The organism is Acinetobacter amyesii, assembly GCF_023499985.1.
In the GTDB taxonomy this organism is placed as follows: domain Bacteria; phylum Pseudomonadota; class Gammaproteobacteria; order Pseudomonadales; family Moraxellaceae; genus Acinetobacter; species Acinetobacter amyesii.
This window is the reverse complement of record NZ_JAMCOU010000038.1, coordinates 70,372-93,320: the sequence shown is the minus strand read 5'-3', so window position 1 is coordinate 93,320 and position 22,949 is coordinate 70,372. Positions and strand designations below refer to the sequence as shown.

Genomic DNA, 22,949 nt, shown 5'->3' with positions numbered 1-22,949 from the left:
AAAAACCGCATGAAAAGCTCACTTGAGTTGAGCTTTTCTCACAAAAAAGGATATTTGGGATGCAACAACAATTATTAAGAATCGGCACACTTTCATTGGCATTATTTGGTTGCCAATTGGCTTCAGCCAATGATTTTTATTCAGCAGACCGTCAATGGTTATTCGGTGATTGGAACGGTGAGCGGAAGCAGCTGGAAGATCAAGGTTATAAATTTACAGCTTCGATTATGAGCCAAGCAGCGACCAATTTGGCTGGTGGCTATAACGATGACAGAAGTTTTGACAATGCTGCACAGTTGACCTTAGGTGCCAATTTTGATTTAAACAAAATTGCAGGTTGGGAAAATACCTCCGCAGCAATTATGGTGACTAAGCGTGATGGTAATGCCTTAACACTTGAACGCATTAAAGACCCTCGTGCCAGCACCTTGGGCAACAGCCAAGAAATTTATGGTCGTGGCAAAATTTGGCGTTTGACCCAAGCATGGATCAAAACAGGATTTGACGACAACCGTGTCCAATTTAAGATTGGTCGTATGGGCATGTCTGATGACTTTAACAGCTCGCAATGTGAGTTTCAGAACTTACTTTTGTGTGGTGGACAGTTAGGTAAGTCCATCGGTTCGATTTGGTATAACTGGCCTGTCAGCTTATGGGGCACCAATGTGAAATACCAATTTGCACCAGACTGGTCACTTGGTGTTGGGGTCTATGAAGTCAACCCAGACAATGTCAAAACAGATTCAGACAGTGATGGCTTTAACCTCGATATGGACAATGTCGAAGGGGCGACCATTCCAGTCGAACTGGCTTGGAAACCAAAACTTGCCACATTTAATAGTTTACCGGGCGAATATAAACTCGGTGCACTGTATTCCACAGCAGAAGCTAAAGATGTTGGCACATCAGGAGAAATCCACAATGGAAAATATAGTTTCTGGTTGAATGCACAACAACAACTGACTCAACACGGGGCTGATCCGAAGCGAGGTTTATATATCAGTTTCAATGGGGTCATCAATGACCGAGACACGACCGCTGTAGAAAGTACACAACAACTGGCACTTTGGTACAAAGGTCCTTTTGATAGCCGTTCAAATGATTCTATTGGTTTTGGATTGGCTAACTATGTAGTGAATGACCGTGTGACGGACAAGCAAATCGCCACTAACCAAGGCCGTGGTTATTACAGTTATGACGCGCTTGCCAGCGATTATGTCCCAATTCAACATGACGAACTCAATGTTGAGTTGAACTATACCTATCAGTGGTCTCCTGCGGTAATGCTCAGACCCAACCTACAATATATCTATCAACCTTCTGGTGTGAAAGAAGTGGATGATGCTTGGGTAGCGGGCCTTAGTGTTAAGGTGAATTTTTAATCATATTTAAAGTAAGGGAGTGTTTAAAATATAAGCAATACCGTTGCTGAATTTAAACACTCTTTTTTTCATTGCTGAAGCAAAAAAATGCGGATGCTCAAAATTTGGATCTGGTGTGAATGATGCTCATAACAAAGTAGAAGCGATCATTTAAAACACAGCATTTGGAGTAAAAAGTATGTCCGAAGTGCAATCTCGACCCATATTTAAAATATGGTGCTTTATATTAGGCTTGGCTTTATTACTGACAGGTGTATTTTATGTAATTGGTGGCGGAAAGCTGATTAGTCTGGGAGGTTCTTGGTACTTCCTGATAGCAGGTTTATTGACCACTATTTCCGCAGTGTTTATTTTTAGAAAAAAAGCATTGGGTGTCTGGATTTTTGCACTGGTTTTTCTTGGAACCGTGGTTTGGGCACTGTTTGATGCAGGTTGGGATTTTTGGGCACTCCATTCACGGTTAATGTTTCCTGCGGGTTTATTTGCCGCACTGTGTTTTACTTTACCTGCTATTCATAAGTACCAATTTCAAATTGCACCTTCAGCACCTGCTTATGCCTTAGGTGGTTTGACGGTGTTAGGTATGCTGGGTGGTTTATATGGCATGTTTATTCCACATCCAACGGTAAAAGCCAGTGGTGAAGAGCTACCTCTAGTGCCTGTAACGGCTCAAACTCAACAAGTGAATTGGTCGCACTATGGTAATGATGCTGGTGGAAGTCGTTTTACTGCGTTGGATCAGATTAATCGTAATAATGTATCCCAGTTGAAGGAAGCATGGCGTTTTCAAACAGGTGATATAACCACAGGTACGGGTAATGGCGCAGAAGACCAGCTCACGCCTTTACAGGTGGGCGATAAAGTTTTTTTATGTACGCCGCATAACAATATTATTGCCTTAGATGCTGACACAGGTAAACAAATCTGGAAGGCCGAAGTGAACTCAAAAGCCGATGCTTGGGAACGTTGCCGTGGTGTGGGTTACTTTGACTCAACTCAAGCCTTGGTACAACCGACTTTAGCAGGTGCAAGTACAGTTAGAGCGGTGGCAAATAATACCGCATGTCCACGTCGTGTTTATACCAATACACCTGATGGTCGTTTAATTGCAGTAAATGCCGATACCGGCGAAAGATGTAAAGACTTTGGTGTCGATGGAACAGTGAACTTACTGGAAGGTCTAGGTGCGGGCACGCAAGCACCTCGTTTTGAAGTCACTTCGGCACCAACCATTGCAGGCACCAGCATCATTGTCGGGAGTCGTATTGCTGACAACTTTGCAGCGGATATGCCGGGTGGTGTGATTCGTGCCTATGATGTGATTACTGGACAGCTGCGTTGGGCTTTTGATCCGCGCAACCCAAATCCAAATTATGTCCTCAAACCAGGGGAAGTCTATAAACGTAGTTCAGCTAACTCTTGGGCTGCAATGTCCTACGACCCACAAATGAACACGGTGTTTTTACCGATGGGAAGTTCATCGGTCGATGTCTGGGGCGGAAACCGTCAACCCTTAGATCATAAGTACAATTCTTCCATTTTGGCTTTGGATGCAACCACAGGTAAAGAAAAGTGGGTTTATCAAACTGTTCATAATGACCTTTGGGACTTTGATTTACCCATGCAGCCAAGCTTGGTCGATTTTCCAATGCAAAATGGGCAAACCAAACCTGCTGTTGTAGTTGGCACCAAGTCAGGGCAGTTCTTTGTACTCGACCGTGTGACAGGCAAGCCTTTAACTAAAGTCATTGAACAGCCTGTAAAAGCTGCAGATATCCCTGATGAGCAATACAGTGCAACCCAACCACGTTCAATTGAAATGCCACAAATTGGCAATCAAACTTTGACTGAATCGGACATGTGGGGTGCAACTCCATTTGACCAATTGATGTGTCGTATTAACTTTAAATCCATGCGTTATGATGGTCTTTTCACTGCACCAGGATCTGATATTTCTTTAAGTTTTCCGGGCTCGTTGGGCGGGATGAACTGGGGCAGTATCGCATTTGACCCAACGCATCATTATATGTTTGTCAACGACATGCGTCTTGGGCTGTGGATTCAGCTGATTAAACAAACACCTGAAGACTTAAAACTTGAAGCTAATGGGGGAGAGAAGGTTAATACTGGTATGGGCGCAGTGCCGATGAAAGGTACACCGTATAAAGTGAATAAAAACCGCTTCATGTCGGTATTGGGCATTCCATGTCAAAAACCACCTTTCGGAACTATGACGGCAATTGATATGAAAACCCGTCAAGTGGCTTGGCAGGTACCTTTAGGTACAGTGCAAGATACTGGACCAATGGGCATTAAAATGGGCTTAAAAGCTCCGATTGGTATGCCAACAATTGGTGGTCCAATGGCAACTCAAGGTGGTTTAGTATTCTTTGCGGCCACACAAGATTACTATTTACGTGCATTCAACTCTTCGAATGGTGAAGAACTTTGGAAAGCACGTTTACCTGTGGGGAGTCAGGGTACACCAATCAGCTACATTTCTCCAAAAACAGGTAAGCAATATGTAGTCATTTCCGCAGGAGGGGCACGTCAGTCACTAGATCATGGTGATTTTGTAATTGCTTATACACTAAAAAAATAGAATAGATATAAAAACAGACTGACTTATATCAGTCTGTTTTTATAAGTGGTTTATAAATTATAGATGCGCAAGGTGAACAATTTCACCTAATTTTTCAGCAGTTGCAATCAATGCTGGACTCAATTCTTCTACTCGCTTGTCATTCAGACGGAATGAGGGGCCTGCAATACTTACTGTACCAAATGGCTTGTTGGTATGAGGATTAATAATGGTTTTAGCCATTGCTGTCATGCCCAATTCATAAGTATCTGAAATGAGACCATAACCACGTTCGCGTGAAGCCTCAACCATTTGTGTTAATTGATCTAAGTTCTTCGGTGAGTTTGGCCCTAATTGATCTGCTTTTTCAAAGCCTTCACGTTCTACAATCCTTGAAAAATCGTCAGCTGGAATATTCGATAAATAGGCAAGACCACAGGCTGATGCTGGCAAATAAGCAATGCTGCCAGAATCAGGGTCGTATTTTAGCCCTGATTTGGAGCCTTGGGCTTTGGCAATCCAGATAATTCTTTCATCTTCGATCATGCCTAAACGTACAAGTTCAGCAGATTGTTCTGCAAGTTCATTCAGTGAAGGTTGAAATGTTTCTGTGATTGAACGTGAAGATAAGTAGGTTAATCCCATGGATGCGATTTTCAAACTTAATTTATAGTGCTGGGTCATTTCATCTTGATAGATATATCCCATGTCTTTCATTGATGTTAATAGCCGGTGCATTGCTGATTTTGGAATGTCCAAATCTGTTGACAGCTGACTGAGTGCGCATCCATTCACTTCTTTTAATAGCGCTTCAAGAATTTGTAGTGAACGATCATTGTTACTAAGCATAAAAATCCTGATATATTTTATGGAACAGTGTTCCAAAAATTTTAAAAACAGATTATAGTACCTTTAGATTCTATCCTAAAAGGGTTTGGGATAAATCTAAAGTGACGCGCGAGTATTTACTGCTCATTTAAAAGAGCAGGCCTGAATTGAATAAAACCAGCGATGCATGGAAAAGGCATTAAAAGCTGGTTCACGCTAAGGGAGCATGTGTATGACTCAACAGGTCGATTTAAGGGAGTTCATCAATGAAAATAGGGTGTCTCCTTTACAGAAATTAGTCATTTTTCTGTGTTTAATGATTGTAGTTGTAGACGGTATCGATATTTCGATTATGGGTTTTGTAGCACCTGTAATCAAGCAAGAATGGGGTATTAGTACCACAGACTTGGCACCTGTAATGAGTGCGGCCTTGATTGGTTTAGCCTTAGGTGCGGTTATTTCTGGTCCATTGGCTGACAAATTTGGCCGAAAAAAATTATTGATTATTAATCTAATAGGATTTGGATTGTTTACATTACTCGCTGCCCTTTCAAGTAATGTGACTGAATTAATGATATATCGATTAATTGCAGGCTTATTTATGGGTGGGGTAATGCCACAAGCTGTAACATTAGTCACAGATTATTCGCCAATGCGTATTAATGGCCGAATGGTAACCATTATTTTAAGTGGCTTTACAATTGGTGCAGCAATTGGAGGCTTTTTAGCAGCTTGGGTGATTCCACATTTTAATTGGCACGCCATGATGATTATCGGCGGTGTATTACCTTTAATCCTTGCAATGCTCGCTTTTTTTATTCTACCTGAATCAATTGGCTATAAAGTTTTAAAACAACATCCAAAAGAAGAGATTAATGCGTTAATTAAACGTATTGCACCTGATTTTGATATGACCAATAAGGAAATTGTTTTACCAAAACCTAAAACCAATACAGTTAATAACCCAGTAAAAACAGTCATCAGTCCATTTTATGTCTTAGGCAGTTTCTTGTTGTGGTGGAGTTATGCATCGGGTTTGTTTGTAGTTTATCTACTTGGCAGTTGGTTACCGATGATGAGCAATGAGTTTGGTTTCAGTATAAGTGAAGCATCTCTAATTACTGCAATTTATCAGTTAGGTGGACCGATTGGTTGTATTGCATGTGGATACTTGATGGATAAACTCAATCCATATCTTGGTTTGGTCATTGCCTATGTTATTGCGATTTTCTTTATGCTCTTTATTGGTGAAGTTGGGCATAACTTTATGCTGTACAGCATGATGTGCTTCTTCATTGGTATGTGGATGAATGGAGCCAATGCAGGAATCAATGGAATATCAAGTGCATTCTATCCAGTTTTTGCTCGAGCGACTGGAAATAGCTGGATGCATGGTATTGGACGCTTAGGTGCTGTAGCTAGTGCATTTGCAGGAGCTTATTTCTTAAGTTTAGGATGGCCAGCAAGTAAAATTTTCTTGGTTTTATCCTTTCCAGCCATGGGAATTATCATCGCATTATTAATTATGAAAACCGTGTACTCTCCCAAAAAAATGCAACAACGTGAATTAGACAACGCACAGGCATAAAACTGCCAAAAAAAACTAATCTACTGAATTTAAAAGGATATTGAAAATGAACATTCAATTGAACGGATCAACTCGTCTTTACTTTGTGGTTGGACACCCAATTAAACAAGTGAAATCACCAGAAGGTGTTACACAGGAGCTAGTCAATAAAGGACTTAATGCGATTGTTTCACCGGCAGATGTCACTCCAGAGAATTTTACGGGCTTTATTGCACACAGCAAAAATATGTTGAATACAGATGGTCTAATTGTGACCGTTCCCCACAAAATTTCGGCTTTGCAAAGTTGTGACAAAGTTACTGAACGTGCGCAATTTATTGGGGCTGTAAATACCATCCGTCGTTGTGCAGAAGGTTGGGAAGGTGACATGTTGGATGGCACTGGAATGGTTCAGGCCATTCTAGAAAAGAATATTTTACTTAAAGATAAACGCGTGATTTTGGCTGGTGCAGGTGGTGCAGGTAAAGCGATTGCTTTTGAACTATTACTTGCAGGTGTGGCTGAACTTGCAATTTTTGATGTGGATGCTTCGCGTCAACAACAATTGGTCGAGCAACTAAGCCAACTGCAAAAAGGTAAAGTCATTGCGCATGACAATAATCCGCATGGTTTTGATGTGATTGTGAATGCAACACCAATGGGGATGAATGGAGATCCATCGTCATCTTTTCAACTTGACGAGCTGACTGCACATATGGCTGTTGCTGATGTTGTAACGAGCCCTGCAGAAACACCTTTCGTGAAACATGCAACACAGTTAGGGTGTGTGGCGGTCAAAGGAACAGACATGTTTATCAAAGTACGTGATTTGATGGTGAATTTTTTACTTGAAAATCAGGTTGGAGATAAGAATGATGCAGCATGATACTGTGCAACGTAAATATTCATTGTCATTTTTGACGGTTGCTGATGTGAGTCCAGTAGAAGCAGTCAAGATTGCAGCGGAATGTGGGTATGCGCAGGTAGGATTGCGTTTATTACCTGCTGCACCCCATGAATCTGAATATCCAATTTTAACAGATCAACATTTAATTCAAGAAACTCAAGCTATTTTAAACGATACAGGAGTCAAAGTTGCGGATGTCGAAATTATCCGCATTAACCCTGATTTTGACGAGAAAAAGTACTCGCAGTTTTTGGATGTCGCACAACAATTAGGGGCAAAACATATTCTGATTGCCGGAAATGATTCAGAGCAAAACCGCTTAATTGAAAATTATGCAAAGTTCTGTGAGTTGAGCAAAAGTTATGGCTTGAGCTGTGATTTAGAGTTTATGCCGTGGACTGCTGTTAAAAACTTAACGCAGGCACAAACCATAGTGGAACAAACAGGACAGTCAAATGCAGCTGTTCTAATCGATTCACTGCATTTTGACCGTTCAGATTCAACACTTGAACAAGTTCAAGCCATACCTGCTTCACGTTTGAATTATGTGCAGTTATGTGATGGTTTTGCCGACTATGATCCAAGTGATGAAGGGCTGATTAAGATTGCGCGAAACAATCGCTTAGTGCCAGGTCAAGGAGACATTGATTTGGTGGCTTTAATTGCAGCACTTCCAAAAAATATTACATTGGCAGCTGAAGTTCCAAATTTAGAGTTGGCCAAACTCCCTGCTTTAGAACGTGCGCGAATTAATTTGCAGGCCATCCAAGCTCTGGTGGCTTTAGCAAATGTGGACGCTGTAGCGGGGTAAGAACATGAATGCGTCAACTCAACATGATTTTATTGTAACAGATAAGACATTTCGTGATCAGCAACAATGTGATGTTTTGGTCATTGGTTCTGGTGCAGGGGGATTATCTACCGCAGTGACTGCGGCAGCTCAAGGGTTAGATGTGATCGTTGCTGAAAAAGCAACCGTCTTTGGTGGTACGACAGCAGTTTCAGGAGGGTGGTTATGGATTCCTAATACGCCTCATGCCAAAAAAGCAGGGAAAGCTGAGCCGATTAACGTACCCAAACAATATCTAAAAAATGTTTTAGGGGATCAGTATGATGAACAAAAAATTCATACGTATTTAACTAAAGCACCTGAAATGGTTGATTTTTTTGAAAAATCAACTGATGTTAAATTTAACATCGGCGCTGCTGTACCTGATTTTTTCAATATTGAAGGGTCGCGTGTGGGTTGGCGTTCAATTGTCGCAGCTCCATTTGATGGGCGTAAATTAGGTAAAAATTTACATTTGTTAAAACCGGCAATTCCTGAAACAACCGTATGGGGAATGGGGATTGCATCGGGTGTTGACATGAAGCATTTCATTAATACATTCAATGCGTTATCTTCATTTATTTATGCCACTAAGCGTGTTTTGCGTCATTTTATGGATTTACTTTTTAGACATCGTTCTACTCAAATCGTAAATGGTAACGCTTTGGTGGCTCGGTTACTCAAATCTGCTTTAAATCATAAAGTTAAACTTTGTTCAAATCACTCTGCCATGCAACTTATTTATGAGCAAAATTGTGTTGTTGGTGCGATTTTTAATACGCCTAAAGGTCGGGTCAAAATCTTGGCTAGACAGGGCGTAGTGCTTGCTACAGGTGGTTTTCCGCATGATGAAAAGCGTAAACAACAACTTTTTCAGCATGTTGCATTAGGTACGCCACATTACTCAGCAGCACCAGAAACAAATACAGGTGATGGTCTAAAATTAGCAGAGTCTGTTGGAGCAAGTGTTTGTGATAATTTGCCATGGTCGGGTGCATGGGCGCCAGTGTCATTGATGCCACGTTTAGATGGAACACTAGGTCGTTTTCCTCACCTTGTTGAGCGTGGTAAGCCGGGATTAATTGCAGTCTTACCCAATGGAAAGCGCTTCACCAATGAAGGTGATTCATATCCGTCATTTGTCAAAGATTTATTCAAACATACGGTGAAAGGAGATCTAAATCGTTGTTGGTTGATTTGTGATCATAAATTTATTCGTCGTTATGGTCTTGGTGCTGTCAAACCTTTCCCAATTTCTATGCAACCTTGGCTAGAGAATGGTTATTTAAAATGTGCAGATAGTATTGAGGCTTTAGCTGAGGTATGTGGTATTCAGGCAGATGTCTTCAGAAGCACAGTCAAAAACTATAACAGCTTTGCCCAAAACGGAACGGATCCGGAGTTTCATCGAGGTACAACACCTTATCAAAAAGCACAAGGCGATGCTGAACACCATCCTAATCCATGTATTGCGCCTATTGAAAAAGCACCATTTTATGCCGTTGAGATTGTACCGGGAAGTTTAGGTACTTTTGCAGGGCTCAATACAGATTGTAAAGCTCGTGTATTAGATAAGGATACACAGCAACCTATTCAAGGTTTATATGCTGTGGGCAATGATATGAACACGATTATGGGTGGGCAATATCCGAGTGGCGGTATTACCTTAGGGCCTGCCATGACCTTTGGATTTATTGTTGGTCAGCATCTGGCACAACATGCCAAGTTGAATTCGGACAAACAAAAAATGGATGGAAAAAGATAATGGAAAAAACAGTCGACTTATTGGTTATCGGTGCTGGTGCTGCTGGGATGTCTACAGCTTTATTTGCAAAATTAAATGGTCTCGATGTTTTGCTATGTGAAAAAGATCCGCAAGTGGGAGGTACAACAGCAACATCTGGGGGAACAGTATGGGCGCCCGGTTCACATTTGAGTGTAAAGGCAGGTGTGCCCGATGACATTGAACAAGCGAGAATTTTCTTAAAATCGGTTGTTGGCTCACGTGGTGGGGAACAGCTTCGTGATGCCTTTTTAGACTCTAGTCCGAAAATGATTCGTGATTTAGATGAGCAAACTACGGTTAAATTAAATGCTTGTTTAGCACATCCAGACTATGTAAAGAATCAACCAGGAGAAGCCTTTGCTGGTCGCGCATTGGCACCTGCTGAATTTGATGCAAGTGTATTAGGTTCAGATTTTAAATATGTGAAACCGCCACGTCCTGAATTTATGGGTTTAGGTGGCATGATGGTCAATCGTAATGAATTAAATGCTTTGTTGAACCCATTTTCATCAGGGGCAAATTTCATGACAACGATTAAAGTCGTGCTGCCTTATTTTTTATCACGTTTACGTTTTCAGCGTGGTACACGTTTGGTGATGGGCAATGCCTTAGTTGGAAGCCTTTTTCATAATTTAAAACAGAAACAAGTTCCTGTTTGGATGCAATCACCATTAAAAGAATTGATTTATGAAAAGGGTCAGGTTGTAGGTGCAAAAATTTTGCATGAAGAAAAAGTCATTACAGTAAAAACCCGTAAAGGTGTAGTGCTGGCAACTGGTGGTATTGGCTGGAATAAAAAACTCCGTGAAAGTTTATTTCCTAAAGGGCTTGTCGAAGATTCACTTTCACCAAAATCCAATACAGGTGACGGTTTAACACTGGCAAATAAGATTGGTGCGCAGATTGATCCCTCTGTAGATAGCAGTGTGTTGTATTTCCCATGTTCTATTCATACACATAAAAATGGTTATAAAGCTATTTGGCCGCACATCATTTTAGATAGGGCTAAGCCGGGTGTTATTGCAGTGAATGCTGATGGTCAACGATTTGTGAATGAATCTGATTCATATCATGATTTCTGCATGGCACAAATTAAAACAAATAAGTCTAAATCCAAAGTGGTGTCGTACCTCATTTGTGATTCAACAGCAATTCAAAAATATGGATTAGGTTTTGTTCTTCCAGGTGCAAAAAAGCTGAATTATTACTTGCGTGAAAAGTATTTATTTAGTGCAGACAGTTTAGATGCCTTAGCTAAGAAAGTCGGTATTGATGCGACACAGCTTATAAAAACCGTGAAGCGCTATAACACTTTTGTTGAAACGGGTATTGACCTCGATTTTGGCAAAGGCTCTGGTGTGATGAATCGTTTTAATGGTGATCCAGATGTCAAACCGAACCCATGTTTAGGTCAGTTAGCACATGGCCCTTATTACGCACTACCAGTTATTCCAATGGACTGTGCAAGCAGTGCTGGTTTAGCAGGAGATGAGTTTGGTCGTGTACTCAATGATCAAAATCAACCGATTCAAGGTTTATTTGCATGCGGAAATGACTTGTCTTCGATTTTTAAGGGAACCTATCCAGGACCTGGCACAACTTTAGGTCCAGGAATGGTATTTGCATGGCGTATTGCGCAATTTGCATCAGGTAAGCTCATTCCACAGCCGATTTCTCATTCTAACTCTCAATCAAATTCTACACAGGAGCACGTTTCAGCATGAAACTTTATCAACTAATTAATATCACAATTAAAATGGGCACTGCAGGTTCAGTGGCCAATGGTATTCAGGATTATTATACAAATGCCGACGCACAAGCGAAACTATTAGGCGTATGGTTCTCAGATATCGGTCAACTTAATCAAATAGTAGTTTTAGTTAGTTTTGCATCACAACAAGCTTTGGATGCTGAAAAAGCACGTTTATTTGCACAAGAAAATGTATTTGCAAATGCTGAAAATATCATTAAATTTTCAGTTGAAAACTTTGCAGGTTTTGATTTCTTACCTGAGGTTGAATTGGGTGAGTTTGGTCCTGTATATGAAATTCGTACTTATGAATTGAAGCATGGGGGTGTGCCACATGTTTTAAATGCTTGGAACAATGCAGTCCCTGAGCGTACTCAATATTCAAAATTAACTATCGCAATGTATGCACTAGATGGTACACCACGTATAGTAAGTATTTGGCCATACAAATCATTAAATGAACGTTCTGAAATTCGTGCAAAATCGGTTGCAGATGGTATTTGGCCACCGAAAGGTGGACCACAATGGCTAACTCATGAAATGCAGTCGATGATTGCGTTACCGACAGCGATTTCACCTTTAAAATAAGAATGTGTTTGTTTAGATAATGAAGATGACTAATGTTAGAGGCGTTGGTCATTTTTATTTTTTAACTTATTTTTAATCAATTAAGAAGCAGAAATGAGAATATGAAAAAGGATATAAACTTTTCTAAAATTATTTTTGGCGGCAACGTATTTGGTTGGACAGTTAATTTAGAACAGTCTCTTAATCTATTAGATTACGCCTTAGAACATGGTATTCATACTGTAGATACGGCAGATATGTATTCTACTTGGGTAACAGGCCATACTGGGGGAGAGTCTGAAGCAGTAATAGGGGAGTGGTTAAAACGCAAACCATCAAATCGTGAGCGAACTGTGCTAATTACAAAAGTTGGCGCTACTTTGAGTGGTGATAAAAAAGGTTTGTCTAAAAAATATATCAAACAAGCCATTGAAGACTCATTGAAGCGTCTAAACACTGACTACATTGACGTTTATATAAGTCATTATCCCGATCCTGAGACTCCGATTGAAGAAACCTTAAGTGCCTATGCGGATTTAATTCAAGAAGGTAAGGTATTAAAAATTGGGGCATCCAATTATTCTGCTCAGCAACTTGAAGATGCATTACACAAAAGTCAAACTCTCAACTTACCCAAATACGAAATTTTTCAGCCAGGATATAGTTTAGTAGAGCGTCAGCAATATGAGACAGAATATAAGGCAATTTGTGAAAAACATCAGTTGAGTGTGATTACTTATTTTAGTTTGGCTGCTGGATTCTTAAGTGGTAAATATCGTGAAATTTCGCAGCTTGAAAATTCAGCGCGCAAACGCCAACTAAAACATTACTTTAGTGAACAAAGCTTAAATATATTAAACGTCATGGATAGTTTGAAAGAAAAATATCAAGCAGAGATTGCAGAAATTGCTTTGGCCTGGATCATGGCCCAGCCTAGTATTACTGCACCGATTGCCTCTGCTACTTCTACTACCCAAATAGATTCATTACTTAAAGCTACGCGTTTGGAACTGCATGCAAAAGATATCGATTTATTGAATAGAGTAAGTCAATATGAGTAGCTACTTAACTTATCTAATTATAAAACAAGTAAAAGGGACGATATTTCGTCCCTTTTACTTACTAAGATAGGCGTTCTACGATTAGGCTGTTTTTTGCAAAAAATTTAATTGTTCAATATAAACTGTATTTTGGTTTTTGGCAGCCTGTTCAATGCATTCAAGCAACTGAATATTCAAAATAGCATCTTCAGGGGATGATATCGGTTTTGCTTTATGCTCGATTACTTCAATAAAGTGAGTTAATTGGTTGATATAAACATCTTGTTCTTTATTAGGTTCGATTTTATTTTTTATAAGTGAGACAGCCCAACTTTTAAGTTGGTCTTTAGGATAATTCCAGTATTCAAGATTTGGTACACTCAAAGCTCCTTCCGAACCACTAATAAAATAACAGTTTTGATCTGGAGATACTGCAAAACTATCTTTATTTTCTTCAGTATTTTGATCCCATCCCCAAGGTGAAACAGCAGCATCAGAGGCCAATAGAGTACCTAAAGCACCATTTTTAAAGCGCACTAATATTGAAATTGTATCTTCAACTTCTAGGTTACGATTTTTATTAGATGTCATTGCTTGTACAGATTCAATTTCACCATTTAAATAGCGCATTAAATCTAAATCATGTACAAGATTGATGGCCAATACACCTGCACCAGCTAACCGATGCCATTCTATATCAAAATAACTGTCGGGTTTATATACGCTCCAGAGTGCATTAAAGGTATTAATTGTGCCTAAAGTGCCTGCCTCAATAATTTCTTTGGCTTGCTGAATGATTTTATTATGACGGCGATGATGGCCGACCAATACTGGTACATTCAATTTTTGTTGCGCTTCAATTAGGCACAATGCCTCTTTGGTATTTATTGCCAAAGGTTTTTCTAGTAAGCATGGGATGTTATGTTGCATACATTGAATTGCAGTACTGACATGGAAACGGTTTGGATTAGCAATTACAACACCATCTAATTTAACATGGTTAAAAAGCTCTTCTAAATCTTTGTAGTTAGGTACATTAAATTCCTGTGCCATAGCATCTGAATATGGGTCACTAACAGCAACTAATTCTGTATTAGGATGTTTAATAATAGTTTGAGCATGTTTTTTGCCCATGACACCTGCTCCAATAATGGCAATTTTTTTTCCTTGCATTTAAGCGACTCCTTGCTTGTAAAGCTAATAAATCAATTCAGGTTGATTTGAGTGTTGTAATAAAAAATTTATACTTAAATTTCTTGCGAGAATAATTGTCTAAAAGTAGCGTTATCCAGCTAAAATATATGAAGAAATGAAAATGTATTTATGTAACTTTTATGTCTCTAGTTTTTTCGATAATAAGTATTTTAATAAATTTTCATTTCGAAATATGATTTGACAAAATATAGCAAGTAAATGTAATTAATGGAACACCGTTCCAAAATATTTTTTAATTTACCAAAGCATTTATCTGAAGGAGAAGACATTGAGTGGAATGTGTTTATTGTAGATGCCGTATAAATTTCAATCCAAAGGTCTATAAACAGAATAAAAGCTATAGTGACAACTAAAAGACCTACACCTTTAGAGTGCAGGCCATCATTCGTTATCGAACACAAAAATTCCTGAGTTTATATACAAGTCGTGGTACCGTACACGATTTCGAACTATTCAAACGTAACTTGAATTAGGGTCCTCCAGGCGCTGTATTCTTGCAGATAAGGGCTAAGCCTGAAGTTATTTGGCAGTTTGAAAACCTTCAAAATTCTTGCAGAGCGATATCTTAACCAGTGAAAGACTAGGATTAATATGCAATTTAATTGCGGGAATCTATTATTTTGAACTGAATAAAAAATGACTTTTGAAAGCAGTTTAATTATCAAGTTTTCACAGCTTTGCTGAATAGCAATTTATACAGAATTATTTTGAGTGCAGTATACGTCTGATATATGCTCGTATGGGATGTGTATCCAAGGCAAACTAGAACATCAGGAATTTTATAAATTTTATCGTAGGTGAAGAGCCCATATAGCTAGCCATTTCAAGAAAAAATAAAAGATCAAAACTCTCATGGAGAGGAATTGAAGCTGAACTTAGAATGGCTAAAAGTAAAAAAGGGATTAGTTTGAAAATTAGTAATGACAACTATCAATATAATAACTGCTCAAAAAATTTTGAGCGATTTATTTTTAGTAGGCATCTATCGCCGTTGGAAGTTAGCTCGAATTAATGACTAACTTACAGTGTTAAATAATTTAACAGGTTTAAGAATGCGATATCAAAAAAAGGGAGGAGAGTACTAAATGAGGCATAATTATATAGATCATTGTATTCAACAAGCCTTAAAAGGGAACATTGTGCATTTATACAATAACTTATATTTTTTAAGTGCTGAAACAGCCTTAAACCAAGTCCTTATACCTGAGCATATCTGCTGTAAAGCACCATATTGGATTATTGGTTATGAGTTGCCTAGACCGATTAAAAATAAACAGGAGTTAAAGTCATTATTTACGTGGCATAACTTTTTTAGTGAATTTGCGAGCAATGCAGATGAATTTAAAGATTTTAATCCTAGGGATGAGTAATGAAATATTATAGTCTTGCAAACTTTATAGTCTTGAAATTTCTCAGCTTAAGTTGATGATGATTTCAGTATTGACTGCATATTAAAGGATTGTTTATGAGCAATGGTGTAAAGAGGCAACTTGGTTTTTTTTAATCGTACTTTGCGGAGTAATTGCCTATAATTATATGGCTACTCGTCAAATAGAAAATACGGTGGTGAATTCCAGCGTTCAAGATCGAGAGCGAGCATTTATTCAAAAACGAGCTGATTACATAAAAAATCATGGTGAGACCAGTTTGGCTGATCAAGAAATTAAGCAAGAACTGGCATTCAGAAGAGGGCATGCTTTAATGAGTCGTTCATCTTCGTACCAGAGTGCTGAAGAGCAAGATCTTGAGCGATCTGTAAAGTGAGATAGATATTATGGTAGATCGGATTGTTTCTAAAGATAATGCAAAAAAAGCCGATGAATCCTCAGTAAAAAATCAAAAAGATGAAATAATAAAGGAGGGTTATATGCAAGCTATACTAAACGGAGATAATCAAATTCCTACCAAAATCATCAGAACTGATCAAGATATTGTGGGATTTTTAAGACATTACTAGAGTTTTATTTGATCGCTTTGATTTTAATGAGGTATTGCGGGATAGCTGGATCACTACTCAATTTTAATTTATGTCATAATTTATTAATCTTAATTTCAAATAAAAATCAAGGAGACAATGAATGTCGAGAAAAGTAATAATGACTACAAATGAAAGACGTCTTCAAGCATTAAATCAAATGCGTGCTAGCTACCGTGGTGTGCAGCTTTTAAGGCAAGATAGAACTAGATTTATACAGCATAATATTACGACTCAATCTAGCATATTTTCCACAAGCGACAATAGGGATCCTGCATGTGATGAGCTATCAATGGAAATAGATGATAGGGATATATTAAAAGAAGCTGCTGAAGCGATGTATGCCTCTACAGGTGATACAATTTGGTTGAGTTTTTAAATATATCTTTAGGGTTTTGATGTTATCTTAATGTCAGAGGCTCAGCGTGTCTTGAGGAATTCCTCAACAGAGATTTCTTGCTCTACATAGAAAACACCATTTTGGTCTGCTTTCATTTTTTTAATAGAATTACCTTGGAGTTTGTTGATCTCTAGTAGATCTTTAAGTATTTGATCTGCAATTTTATTCTTCCAATTATTTTCTGGATCTAAAGGAATCGACATGAGTTTCTCCTAGTTCGGATGTGGTATAAATTTCATTATCAGTATCACAGAAAATTTGAAATAAATTGATGTAGTGGAAAAAGTGGCCAAATATAGGTATGAACATTTAAACGTGGATAATGAGCTTTATTTATAGGCAAGCTTTTGTAGTTCATCTCTATGTTGATGAATTATACGTTTTAAATGATGTAATACAATACGTTGCGTCGCTTGGTTGTTTTCAAATACCATAGGTATAACCTCAATAATTGGGCGTGATCTTTGTTCTATATTTTTAAAATCTCGTAGTCTTCTCATTTTTCCATAAAATTTTAATGGTGTTATGTAATTTTATACTAATTAGAACCTTGAGCTAAAGTTTGAAAGTCCTAACAGCACTATTGAGTATCAAAAAAACATGTGACATCACTTATTTTAGGTTTTGATAGGACTAATGCTTCATCATTAATATTGCAGACAGTTTTAAAATCGAGTTATCTGATGCTTTAAAAAGGTTTCAGAAAAAAATATCTATTTAAACTTCGATGATCAAATTTTCTCTAAACCCATTTTTACCTTGCTCTGGTGGATAACCCAAAGGATTGATCACTAATCTACATCCATCGACTACAGTATCCACTGATGTATGCGTATGTCCTGCAATCCATAACTTAAACCCTTTTACATCTAGGTCATTAATAAAATAGGGATTGAGGGCTGATGCAACAGGGTGCGTACCCCAATAAGGATCAAGACAAGCTAAATGAGGTGGAAAATGCGTAATAACAATCACATGATCTTGCCCTCTAAACTGCAAAATATTTTGATGATATTTTTTAAATAGTTTTATGTAGTCATCGGCGGTTATAGGTCTATTTTCATCACTAATCATGATTTGATCAAAATCATAAATCGATTGTTCAGCATCTTTTTGGGACTGTAAAAGTACCTCAGGAGATGTAAGTGGTGAATTGGAGCGAAAGTTCGTAAACAGCGTGCCACCTACAAATATTTTATTTTGAATTTTGATATGGTTGTCATCAAGTAGTGCATTTTTTGGGTAGTTTTCTTTCAAGAAATTCACGACTGAACTGTAGTTAGAGCTGTAGTAATCATGGTTACCTAAAACAAAGATAAATTTTTTATTCAGAGATTTACATTTTTCGGCAAACTCAATTGCACCACTTAAGCGATTAGAAAAATCGCCAGCGTGAATAATGACATCAGCTTGCTCTGATATTGAATATTTAGAATTATGAGTATCAGATAAAATTTGCAGTTTCAATCTACTTCCTTTATTAAATCACGCTGCTTAAATATATAGAGTTTCATTGCGATCAGTTTACAGCAACTAAATATTGTAGAAATTATAAGATACTTATCTGTATTCTTAAGCCTCTAAAAAATATAGGTAATTATTTTTGAATCAATTGATTAAATATCGATCATAAAATTTGACCATTTGAATTTATGCACATAAGATAAAGATGTTACAGCAAAATCTGTGACCAGGCGTGGAAACCTGTTACTCAACGAACTAAAGAGTCGCTTTTAGTGGCTCTTTTGTGTCTACATGGCGCTTTTATGGTAAGCCAGGTAGGGCAGTCTTTGACTGGCCGTTTCGTTGAGCGGTATTTCCACACCCTATTTGGTTTGCCTCCATCTCGTGGAAAGGATATTGGCAAACGACAATCTATCAACGAGGTTTAAAATGCGTCTTTATATTATTTCTATCTGTTTTTTCTCTAGCAAAAAGATACTTCTGAGTTAATGAGTTTTTAATTCATTTATCACTGATTTTAATTTTAATTACTTCTAATTTCGTAATCTCACGAGATCTAGAGAAGTATTGCCTAGAGAAAATAAAATGGCTCGTACTAAGCTTTTAACCAATATTATTCAAAGAAAAATGATGCTGCTTGACGAAATGTCACACTCAAATCTGCACAATAATTTTGAAATATCACTTTATGACTTCGCCAACCATGAGATTCGAGAAAAACTATATAAGGCAGACAATCAACGCTCCACAGAGTGTTGGAGCCCTGCTGAAATTCAGAAGTTTATTCTAAAATGTTTGAATGATCGTAATGTCAATTTATGCGTTCGCTATTGGAAAGATGCCACTGGCAATATTTATATTATCGATGGTGGGCACAGGATTTCAATCATTTATGCTTGGATCAAAAGATACTTTATTGATGAGCAAGTAGCAGGAGCCCCAAAATTCACGGCACCACAAAAACGAGATATTCGTCAGATTCGTAATCGATTAGGTGGATTAGCTGATTTTCAAGAGTTATGTAGCGATTCTGAGTTTCAGCAAAAATTAAAATCAACCAAAATTAATTTTATTGAAGTCATTGGGACACCTGAGGAAGCTCGAAAAGCCTTTTGTTCAATCAATTCGGATACGAAGCGATTAGATCCAGATGAAGAATATCATTTACAAAATAGGGGGAGTGATGCTTTTTATGTGATTTATGCGTGTTGTTATATAAATGATAATAAATCCAACTTGGCTGAACTGAATTACGATCGGATAAATGAAGTGATTACTTTGGGTGAGCAAATTCATGATCATCTTTTTAAGATAATACTTTTAGAGCCGGATTTAACACACGGTAAAAAAATCGGCTTGGTCAATGAACTCCTGAATATCATGTTTGGTGATACTTGTCAGAATACTGTGAGTATAGACCAAGGTCAGCGTGTAGAAAATTTAATGCTAAAACTTAGAGTTGTGCTGTGTCGTATCGCTACACCAGCAATTAGTATTCGGATTCCAAGTCTGGGCTTACACCCAAAACTATATTTTTATAAAGATAATCGTTTTCAAGTGACATCCTTTTTGGCCTGGTTCTCTATCGTCTGTGAAATTCAAGAAGACTGTTTTGAAATACAGAATAAAAAGATAGATTTTATTGGATTTACTCGAGCACGCCGTGGTGTTGAAAGTTTAATTGAAAAAATTCCTGTGGCGATCAAAGAAACTGTCGGTAAGTTTGGTAGCGGGATCAGATCACATGAGCGATTGAAAAACGTCTATCAAGCATTTATCTGTATTGGACTCAATATGGATTTAGATTTCGAAGATGAAGTTTGTTTGAACACCGTCATTCTTTCGATGAGTCAATCATTTGATTATATTAATTTTAATAATTTTTACCTTGAACGTTTTGGTGGTGATTATGATGAGACCATTGTGGATGATGTTGTGAGCTTTGTGAAATCAGTAAGACTAACAAAGAAGAAAAAACCTCTAAATTTTTCACTCGCGACCAAAAGAAATCTTTATCAACGTGAGGAAAGGAAAACATGGAGCTATTGCGAAGTATGTGATAGCGCTCTATACCTTGAATCGACTGAAGTAGATCATCGAGAATCGAAAGCAGAAGGTGGTTACGGTGTTTTAGAAAATGGAGCAATTATTCACCCGATATGTAATCGTTTTAAGTCAGATCGTGCTTTGGAAGAAGTAAGAGCAGATTTATTTGACTAAAAAGATAAGGGAGCAAATGCTCCCTTATTTTTTTGTTTTTTAGTAGACTGGGGGTCAGTGTTTAGCCTAAGCAACCAATATGAAAACAATAGACTATTACAACCAATACGCAGATCAATTTTTACAAGCCACGTTGTATGTGGATATGGAAAGCCTATACCAACCATTTTTAGCTGAGTTACCAGATTCAGCACGCATCCTGGATTTAGGCTGTGGCTCAGGGCGTGACACTTTGGCTTTTAAAAATAAAGGCTATCAAGTTGATGCTATCGACTATTCTGAAGTATTGGTCGAACGAGCGAGCCAACTGACTGGTATCGCTGTTCAGCAGCAAAGTTTTTATGAGCTTGATATGCACGATGTTTATGATGGGGTATGGGCATGTGCCTCTTTACTACATTGTGCTCGTAATAGACTCCCTGATGTTTTAAAACGTATTCATGCTGCATTACGCCGTGGCGGTGTGTGCTATATGTCTTTTAAATATGGAACAGCAGATAGAGTAAAAGGTGGTAGAGCATTTACTGACTTAAATGAAGAACAGGCTCAGGAATTGTTACATCGGTTGAATGGGGTTAGGGTATTAAAACAGTGGATTACAGTAGATCAGCGACCTGATCGACAAGAAAAATGGCTTAATCTTCTTTGGAAAAAACATGCCTGACTTTATTCCTACTGCGCAGGAACAGCTTAAGTTCCTTAAAAACATTCAGCTCATCTTACAATCAGGAAGTTTTAGTAGTACCTACAAGTTTGCCTTACTGATTAGCCTGAGTCGATTGGCAATTGAAAAAGGTGAAGACACAGGTCAAAGCCTATCACTTGAATATACCGATATTGCTGAGAAGTTTATTGAGTTGTATTGGAAGCAAGCAGTACCGTATGTGTTTAATGATGAAGGTCAGCTCATCTTAAATCAGAATAATGGTAAGCAAGCAGCGATTGTAAATCGGATAATCGAGCATAGAAAAAATTATTCATCTCTTGGACTGTTAAGACGAGATTCACTGGTGTGGTTGAAGCTAGTAAAGGATGTGGCAAGAACTGTCAAAGACATGCCAGTGCGTTACCTACAAAATATGAATGGTCAAAATTTTGAGTTTTTATATCAGCTAGATCAGTGTAGGAAACAACTTATTCTTTTCTCTCAAGTGATGTACTGCCTACGTCAATTCAGCGAGATCATTGAAGAGCTGTGTCAGAAGCGTTGGATTGATTACATCAGGAAGAACAGCAGCAATGCACCTATTTTGAATAAATTACCGAATCTTGAACAATTCATGTTTGAGCCGAGCCGAAATCAACTTAGTGCAGTTGCTAACGTATTAGTAGAGCTACAGGAATGTAGATGCTTTTACTGTAATAAGGAAATGAAAAAGAATAACTACGCCGTAGATCACTTCATTCCTTGGTCTATGTATCCATCAGATACTGGGCATAACTTCGTGTTGGCAGACGCAAGTTGTAATTCGAAGAAAAGTAATTTATTAGCTTCAGATGAGTTTTTGCATAAGTGGCAGGAGCGGAATGAAGAGCAGGATTTGATCATTGTGGATCGAATTTCTGTATTGGGCTTCCTGACAGATAAAGAGCGCTCTCATAAAGTTGCAGAATGGGCGTACATTCAGGCAAAAAATAATGGATATATTTACTTCAGCTCATAATTGAAGTTGTTAAGTTAAAGTTACTGCTCACTCGACGTTTCGAGATTTTAGTTATCAATAAAGAAGTTTTCTTGCTTTAATTAAAAAAGTTTTAATAAAACTATTTACAAAGTGGTTTGTGGAAGCTACTATTTGCTTAAGGAAATTTAAGAATAGTTTTTGTGAAACCATATTTGGAGTAATTATGAAACTAAATGAAATATGTTCAAGTATTACAGTTGGAATCAATAAATTCAATGATACTCATGAAGAGAATCTAATCCAAGTCAGTTTATTGACAGGTCAAAGCCTAAACGATAAAGGCTTTCTTGATGTAGATACTCGTACAACGAAAACAGTATTTGTCGATGAGGAGCTTATTGAAAAAAAGAAACTAAAAGAAGGTGACATTGTTTTTTTATCAAAGGGCACAAACTTACGAGCTTCAATTGTGACTGCGGAACAGGAAAAATTAAATTTATTTGCTCCTGCAACATGTCTAGTCATCAAGGTAGATTCGGAAGTTGCTTTACCAGAATTTTTAACTGTTTTCTTAAACAGTGAATATGGTCAAGCAGTACTTAATAGTCTGAATAAAGGTACGACGATTATGAATATTCCTGTGAGCAGTCTAAAGGATATTGAAATTTCAGTACCAGACTTAGGGGCACAGCACAAATTGGCAGAAGTATTTCATAAAAATAATCAAGTCTTGCATGCAATTGAGCAACTAAAAGTCCAACAAATTAAAGCAACCAATGCTGCTTTTCAAAAGTTGATGGCCTAAATAGGAAA

Annotated in this window: 21 protein-coding genes; 17 read left to right on the top strand and 4 right to left on the bottom strand. The window is 37.9% G+C overall.

Annotation, left to right across the window (positions count from 1 at the left end):
- The first annotated feature begins 59 nt into the window (after positions 1 to 59).
- Positions 60 to 1,382: a carbohydrate porin gene (locus M5F03_RS14970; RefSeq protein ID WP_249682025.1), complete on the top strand. Its 1,323-nt coding sequence runs from the start codon at positions 60 to 62 to the stop codon at positions 1,380 to 1,382.
- A gap of 178 nt (positions 1,383 to 1,560) precedes the next feature.
- Entirely contained in the window at positions 1,561 to 3,984 is a 2,424-nt protein-coding gene (locus M5F03_RS14965) for a glucose/quinate/shikimate family membrane-bound PQQ-dependent dehydrogenase (protein ID WP_249708799.1), read from the top strand.
- A 57-nt stretch (positions 3,985 to 4,041) separates the two neighbouring features.
- Here the strand turns inward: M5F03_RS14965 and M5F03_RS14960 are convergent, their stop codons facing one another.
- Complete coding sequence (locus M5F03_RS14960; protein ID WP_249682035.1) at positions 4,042 to 4,812, bottom strand: IclR family transcriptional regulator; 771 nt, start codon at positions 4,810 to 4,812, stop codon at positions 4,042 to 4,044.
- Between the two features lie 211 nt (positions 4,813 to 5,023).
- Between M5F03_RS14960 and M5F03_RS14955 the strand changes: the two genes are divergently transcribed.
- The 7 genes from M5F03_RS14955 (at position 5,024) to M5F03_RS14925 (ending at position 13,258) form a co-directional block, all read left to right on the top strand.
- Complete coding sequence (locus tag M5F03_RS14955) at positions 5,024 to 6,379, top strand: MFS transporter (RefSeq protein WP_249682044.1); 1,356 nt, start codon at positions 5,024 to 5,026, stop codon at positions 6,377 to 6,379.
- Positions 6,380 to 6,425: 46 nt separating this feature from the next.
- Entirely contained in the window at positions 6,426 to 7,244 is an 819-nt protein-coding gene (locus M5F03_RS14950; protein ID WP_249682046.1) for a shikimate dehydrogenase family protein, read from the top strand.
- Positions 7,231 to 8,076 carry a sugar phosphate isomerase/epimerase family protein gene (locus tag M5F03_RS14945; protein WP_235831044.1) on the top strand — a complete coding sequence of 282 codons (846 nt, stop codon included), beginning with the start codon at positions 7,231 to 7,233 and terminating at the stop codon, positions 8,074 to 8,076. Before M5F03_RS14950 ends, M5F03_RS14945 begins: the two co-directional genes overlap by 14 nt.
- 4 nt (positions 8,077 to 8,080) lie before the next feature.
- Positions 8,081 to 9,859 (top strand): FAD-dependent oxidoreductase, encoded by a 1,779-nt coding sequence (locus M5F03_RS14940; RefSeq protein ID WP_249708798.1) that lies wholly within the window; start codon positions 8,081 to 8,083, stop codon positions 9,857 to 9,859.
- Positions 9,859 to 11,604, top strand: a complete 1,746-nt coding sequence (locus tag M5F03_RS14935; RefSeq protein WP_249708797.1) for an FAD-dependent oxidoreductase — start codon at positions 9,859 to 9,861, stop codon at positions 11,602 to 11,604. The genes M5F03_RS14940 and M5F03_RS14935 overlap by 1 nt, the downstream gene beginning before the upstream one ends.
- Positions 11,601 to 12,218, top strand: coding sequence for an NIPSNAP family protein (locus M5F03_RS14930; RefSeq protein ID WP_249708795.1), 618 nt, complete (start codon positions 11,601 to 11,603; stop codon positions 12,216 to 12,218). Before M5F03_RS14935 ends, M5F03_RS14930 begins: the two co-directional genes overlap by 4 nt.
- A gap of 101 nt (positions 12,219 to 12,319) precedes the next feature.
- Positions 12,320 to 13,258 carry an aldo/keto reductase gene (locus M5F03_RS14925; protein WP_249708794.1) on the top strand — a complete coding sequence of 313 codons (939 nt, stop codon included), beginning with the start codon at positions 12,320 to 12,322 and terminating at the stop codon, positions 13,256 to 13,258.
- Positions 13,259 to 13,339: 81 nt separating this feature from the next.
- Here the strand turns inward: M5F03_RS14925 and M5F03_RS14920 are convergent, their stop codons facing one another.
- The gene (locus tag M5F03_RS14920; RefSeq protein WP_121523396.1) at positions 13,340 to 14,410 is read right to left on the bottom strand and encodes a Gfo/Idh/MocA family protein; all 1,071 of its coding nucleotides are present in this window, start codon (positions 14,408 to 14,410) and stop codon (positions 13,340 to 13,342) included.
- Positions 14,411 to 15,537: 1,127 nt separating this feature from the next.
- On the opposite strand from M5F03_RS14920, the gene M5F03_RS14915 reads away from it, so the two are divergent.
- From M5F03_RS14915 to M5F03_RS14900, 4 genes are all read left to right on the top strand, one after another.
- Complete coding sequence (locus M5F03_RS14915) at positions 15,538 to 15,822, top strand: hypothetical protein (protein WP_121523398.1); 285 nt, start codon at positions 15,538 to 15,540, stop codon at positions 15,820 to 15,822.
- A 166-nt stretch (positions 15,823 to 15,988) separates the two neighbouring features.
- On the top strand, positions 15,989 to 16,216 hold the full coding sequence (locus M5F03_RS14910) for a hypothetical protein (protein WP_235831045.1): 228 nt from the start codon (positions 15,989 to 15,991) through the stop codon (positions 16,214 to 16,216).
- A gap of 10 nt (positions 16,217 to 16,226) precedes the next feature.
- Positions 16,227 to 16,409: a hypothetical protein gene (locus tag M5F03_RS14905; protein ID WP_121523400.1), complete on the top strand. Its 183-nt coding sequence runs from the start codon at positions 16,227 to 16,229 to the stop codon at positions 16,407 to 16,409.
- A 121-nt stretch (positions 16,410 to 16,530) separates the two neighbouring features.
- Complete coding sequence (locus tag M5F03_RS14900) at positions 16,531 to 16,806, top strand: hypothetical protein (RefSeq protein WP_121523402.1); 276 nt, start codon at positions 16,531 to 16,533, stop codon at positions 16,804 to 16,806.
- Positions 16,807 to 16,847: 41 nt separating this feature from the next.
- Here the strand turns inward: M5F03_RS14900 and M5F03_RS14895 are convergent, their stop codons facing one another.
- The gene (locus M5F03_RS14895; protein WP_121523404.1) at positions 16,848 to 17,030 is read right to left on the bottom strand and encodes a hypothetical protein; all 183 of its coding nucleotides are present in this window, start codon (positions 17,028 to 17,030) and stop codon (positions 16,848 to 16,850) included.
- 514 nt (positions 17,031 to 17,544) lie between these two features.
- The gene (locus tag M5F03_RS14890; RefSeq protein WP_249708793.1) at positions 17,545 to 18,294 is read right to left on the bottom strand and encodes a metallophosphoesterase family protein; all 750 of its coding nucleotides are present in this window, start codon (positions 18,292 to 18,294) and stop codon (positions 17,545 to 17,547) included.
- A 582-nt stretch (positions 18,295 to 18,876) separates the two neighbouring features.
- Here M5F03_RS14890 and M5F03_RS14885 point away from each other — a divergent pair.
- From M5F03_RS14885 to M5F03_RS14870, 4 genes are all read left to right on the top strand, one after another.
- Positions 18,877 to 20,511 (top strand): HNH endonuclease, encoded by a 1,635-nt coding sequence (locus M5F03_RS14885; RefSeq protein WP_249708792.1) that lies wholly within the window; start codon positions 18,877 to 18,879, stop codon positions 20,509 to 20,511.
- Positions 20,512 to 20,590: 79 nt separating this feature from the next.
- Positions 20,591 to 21,175, top strand: coding sequence for a class I SAM-dependent DNA methyltransferase (locus tag M5F03_RS14880; RefSeq protein ID WP_078194337.1), 585 nt, complete (start codon positions 20,591 to 20,593; stop codon positions 21,173 to 21,175).
- The gene (locus M5F03_RS14875; RefSeq protein WP_249708791.1) at positions 21,168 to 22,175 is read left to right on the top strand and encodes a DUF8808 domain-containing protein; all 1,008 of its coding nucleotides are present in this window, start codon (positions 21,168 to 21,170) and stop codon (positions 22,173 to 22,175) included. The genes M5F03_RS14880 and M5F03_RS14875 overlap by 8 nt, the downstream gene beginning before the upstream one ends.
- Before the next feature lie 184 nt (positions 22,176 to 22,359).
- Complete coding sequence (locus tag M5F03_RS14870; protein WP_249708790.1) at positions 22,360 to 22,941, top strand: restriction endonuclease subunit S; 582 nt, start codon at positions 22,360 to 22,362, stop codon at positions 22,939 to 22,941.
- The last annotated feature ends 8 nt before the right edge of the window (positions 22,942 to 22,949 follow it).

Excerpts from the sequence above, each read along its gene's own strand:
- M5F03_RS14970 (WP_249682025.1), top strand. The coding sequence starts at position 60 with ATGCAACAACAATTATTAAGAATCGGCACACTTTCATTGGCATTATTT.
- M5F03_RS14965 (WP_249708799.1), top strand. The coding sequence starts at position 1,561 with ATGTCCGAAGTGCAATCTCGACCCATATTTAAAATATGGTGCTTTATA.
- M5F03_RS14960 (WP_249682035.1), bottom strand. The coding sequence starts at position 4,812 with ATGCTTAGTAACAATGATCGTTCACTACAAATTCTTGAAGCGCTATTA.
- M5F03_RS14955 (WP_249682044.1), top strand. The coding sequence starts at position 5,024 with ATGACTCAACAGGTCGATTTAAGGGAGTTCATCAATGAAAATAGGGTG.
- M5F03_RS14950 (WP_249682046.1), top strand. The coding sequence starts at position 6,426 with ATGAACATTCAATTGAACGGATCAACTCGTCTTTACTTTGTGGTTGGA.
- M5F03_RS14945 (WP_235831044.1), top strand. The coding sequence starts at position 7,231 with ATGATGCAGCATGATACTGTGCAACGTAAATATTCATTGTCATTTTTG.
- M5F03_RS14940 (WP_249708798.1), top strand. The coding sequence starts at position 8,081 with ATGAATGCGTCAACTCAACATGATTTTATTGTAACAGATAAGACATTT.
- M5F03_RS14935 (WP_249708797.1), top strand. The coding sequence starts at position 9,859 with ATGGAAAAAACAGTCGACTTATTGGTTATCGGTGCTGGTGCTGCTGGG.
- M5F03_RS14930 (WP_249708795.1), top strand. The coding sequence starts at position 11,601 with ATGAAACTTTATCAACTAATTAATATCACAATTAAAATGGGCACTGCA.
- M5F03_RS14925 (WP_249708794.1), top strand. The coding sequence starts at position 12,320 with ATGAAAAAGGATATAAACTTTTCTAAAATTATTTTTGGCGGCAACGTA.
- M5F03_RS14920 (WP_121523396.1), bottom strand. The coding sequence starts at position 14,410 with ATGCAAGGAAAAAAAATTGCCATTATTGGAGCAGGTGTCATGGGCAAA.
- M5F03_RS14915 (WP_121523398.1), top strand. The coding sequence starts at position 15,538 with ATGAGGCATAATTATATAGATCATTGTATTCAACAAGCCTTAAAAGGG.
- M5F03_RS14910 (WP_235831045.1), top strand. The coding sequence starts at position 15,989 with ATGGCTACTCGTCAAATAGAAAATACGGTGGTGAATTCCAGCGTTCAA.
- M5F03_RS14905 (WP_121523400.1), top strand. The coding sequence starts at position 16,227 with ATGGTAGATCGGATTGTTTCTAAAGATAATGCAAAAAAAGCCGATGAA.
- M5F03_RS14900 (WP_121523402.1), top strand. The coding sequence starts at position 16,531 with ATGTCGAGAAAAGTAATAATGACTACAAATGAAAGACGTCTTCAAGCA.
- M5F03_RS14895 (WP_121523404.1), bottom strand. The coding sequence starts at position 17,030 with ATGTCGATTCCTTTAGATCCAGAAAATAATTGGAAGAATAAAATTGCA.
- M5F03_RS14885 (WP_249708792.1), top strand. The coding sequence starts at position 18,877 with ATGGCTCGTACTAAGCTTTTAACCAATATTATTCAAAGAAAAATGATG.
- M5F03_RS14880 (WP_078194337.1), top strand. The coding sequence starts at position 20,591 with ATGAAAACAATAGACTATTACAACCAATACGCAGATCAATTTTTACAA.
- M5F03_RS14875 (WP_249708791.1), top strand. The coding sequence starts at position 21,168 with ATGCCTGACTTTATTCCTACTGCGCAGGAACAGCTTAAGTTCCTTAAA.
- M5F03_RS14870 (WP_249708790.1), top strand. The coding sequence starts at position 22,360 with ATGAAACTAAATGAAATATGTTCAAGTATTACAGTTGGAATCAATAAA.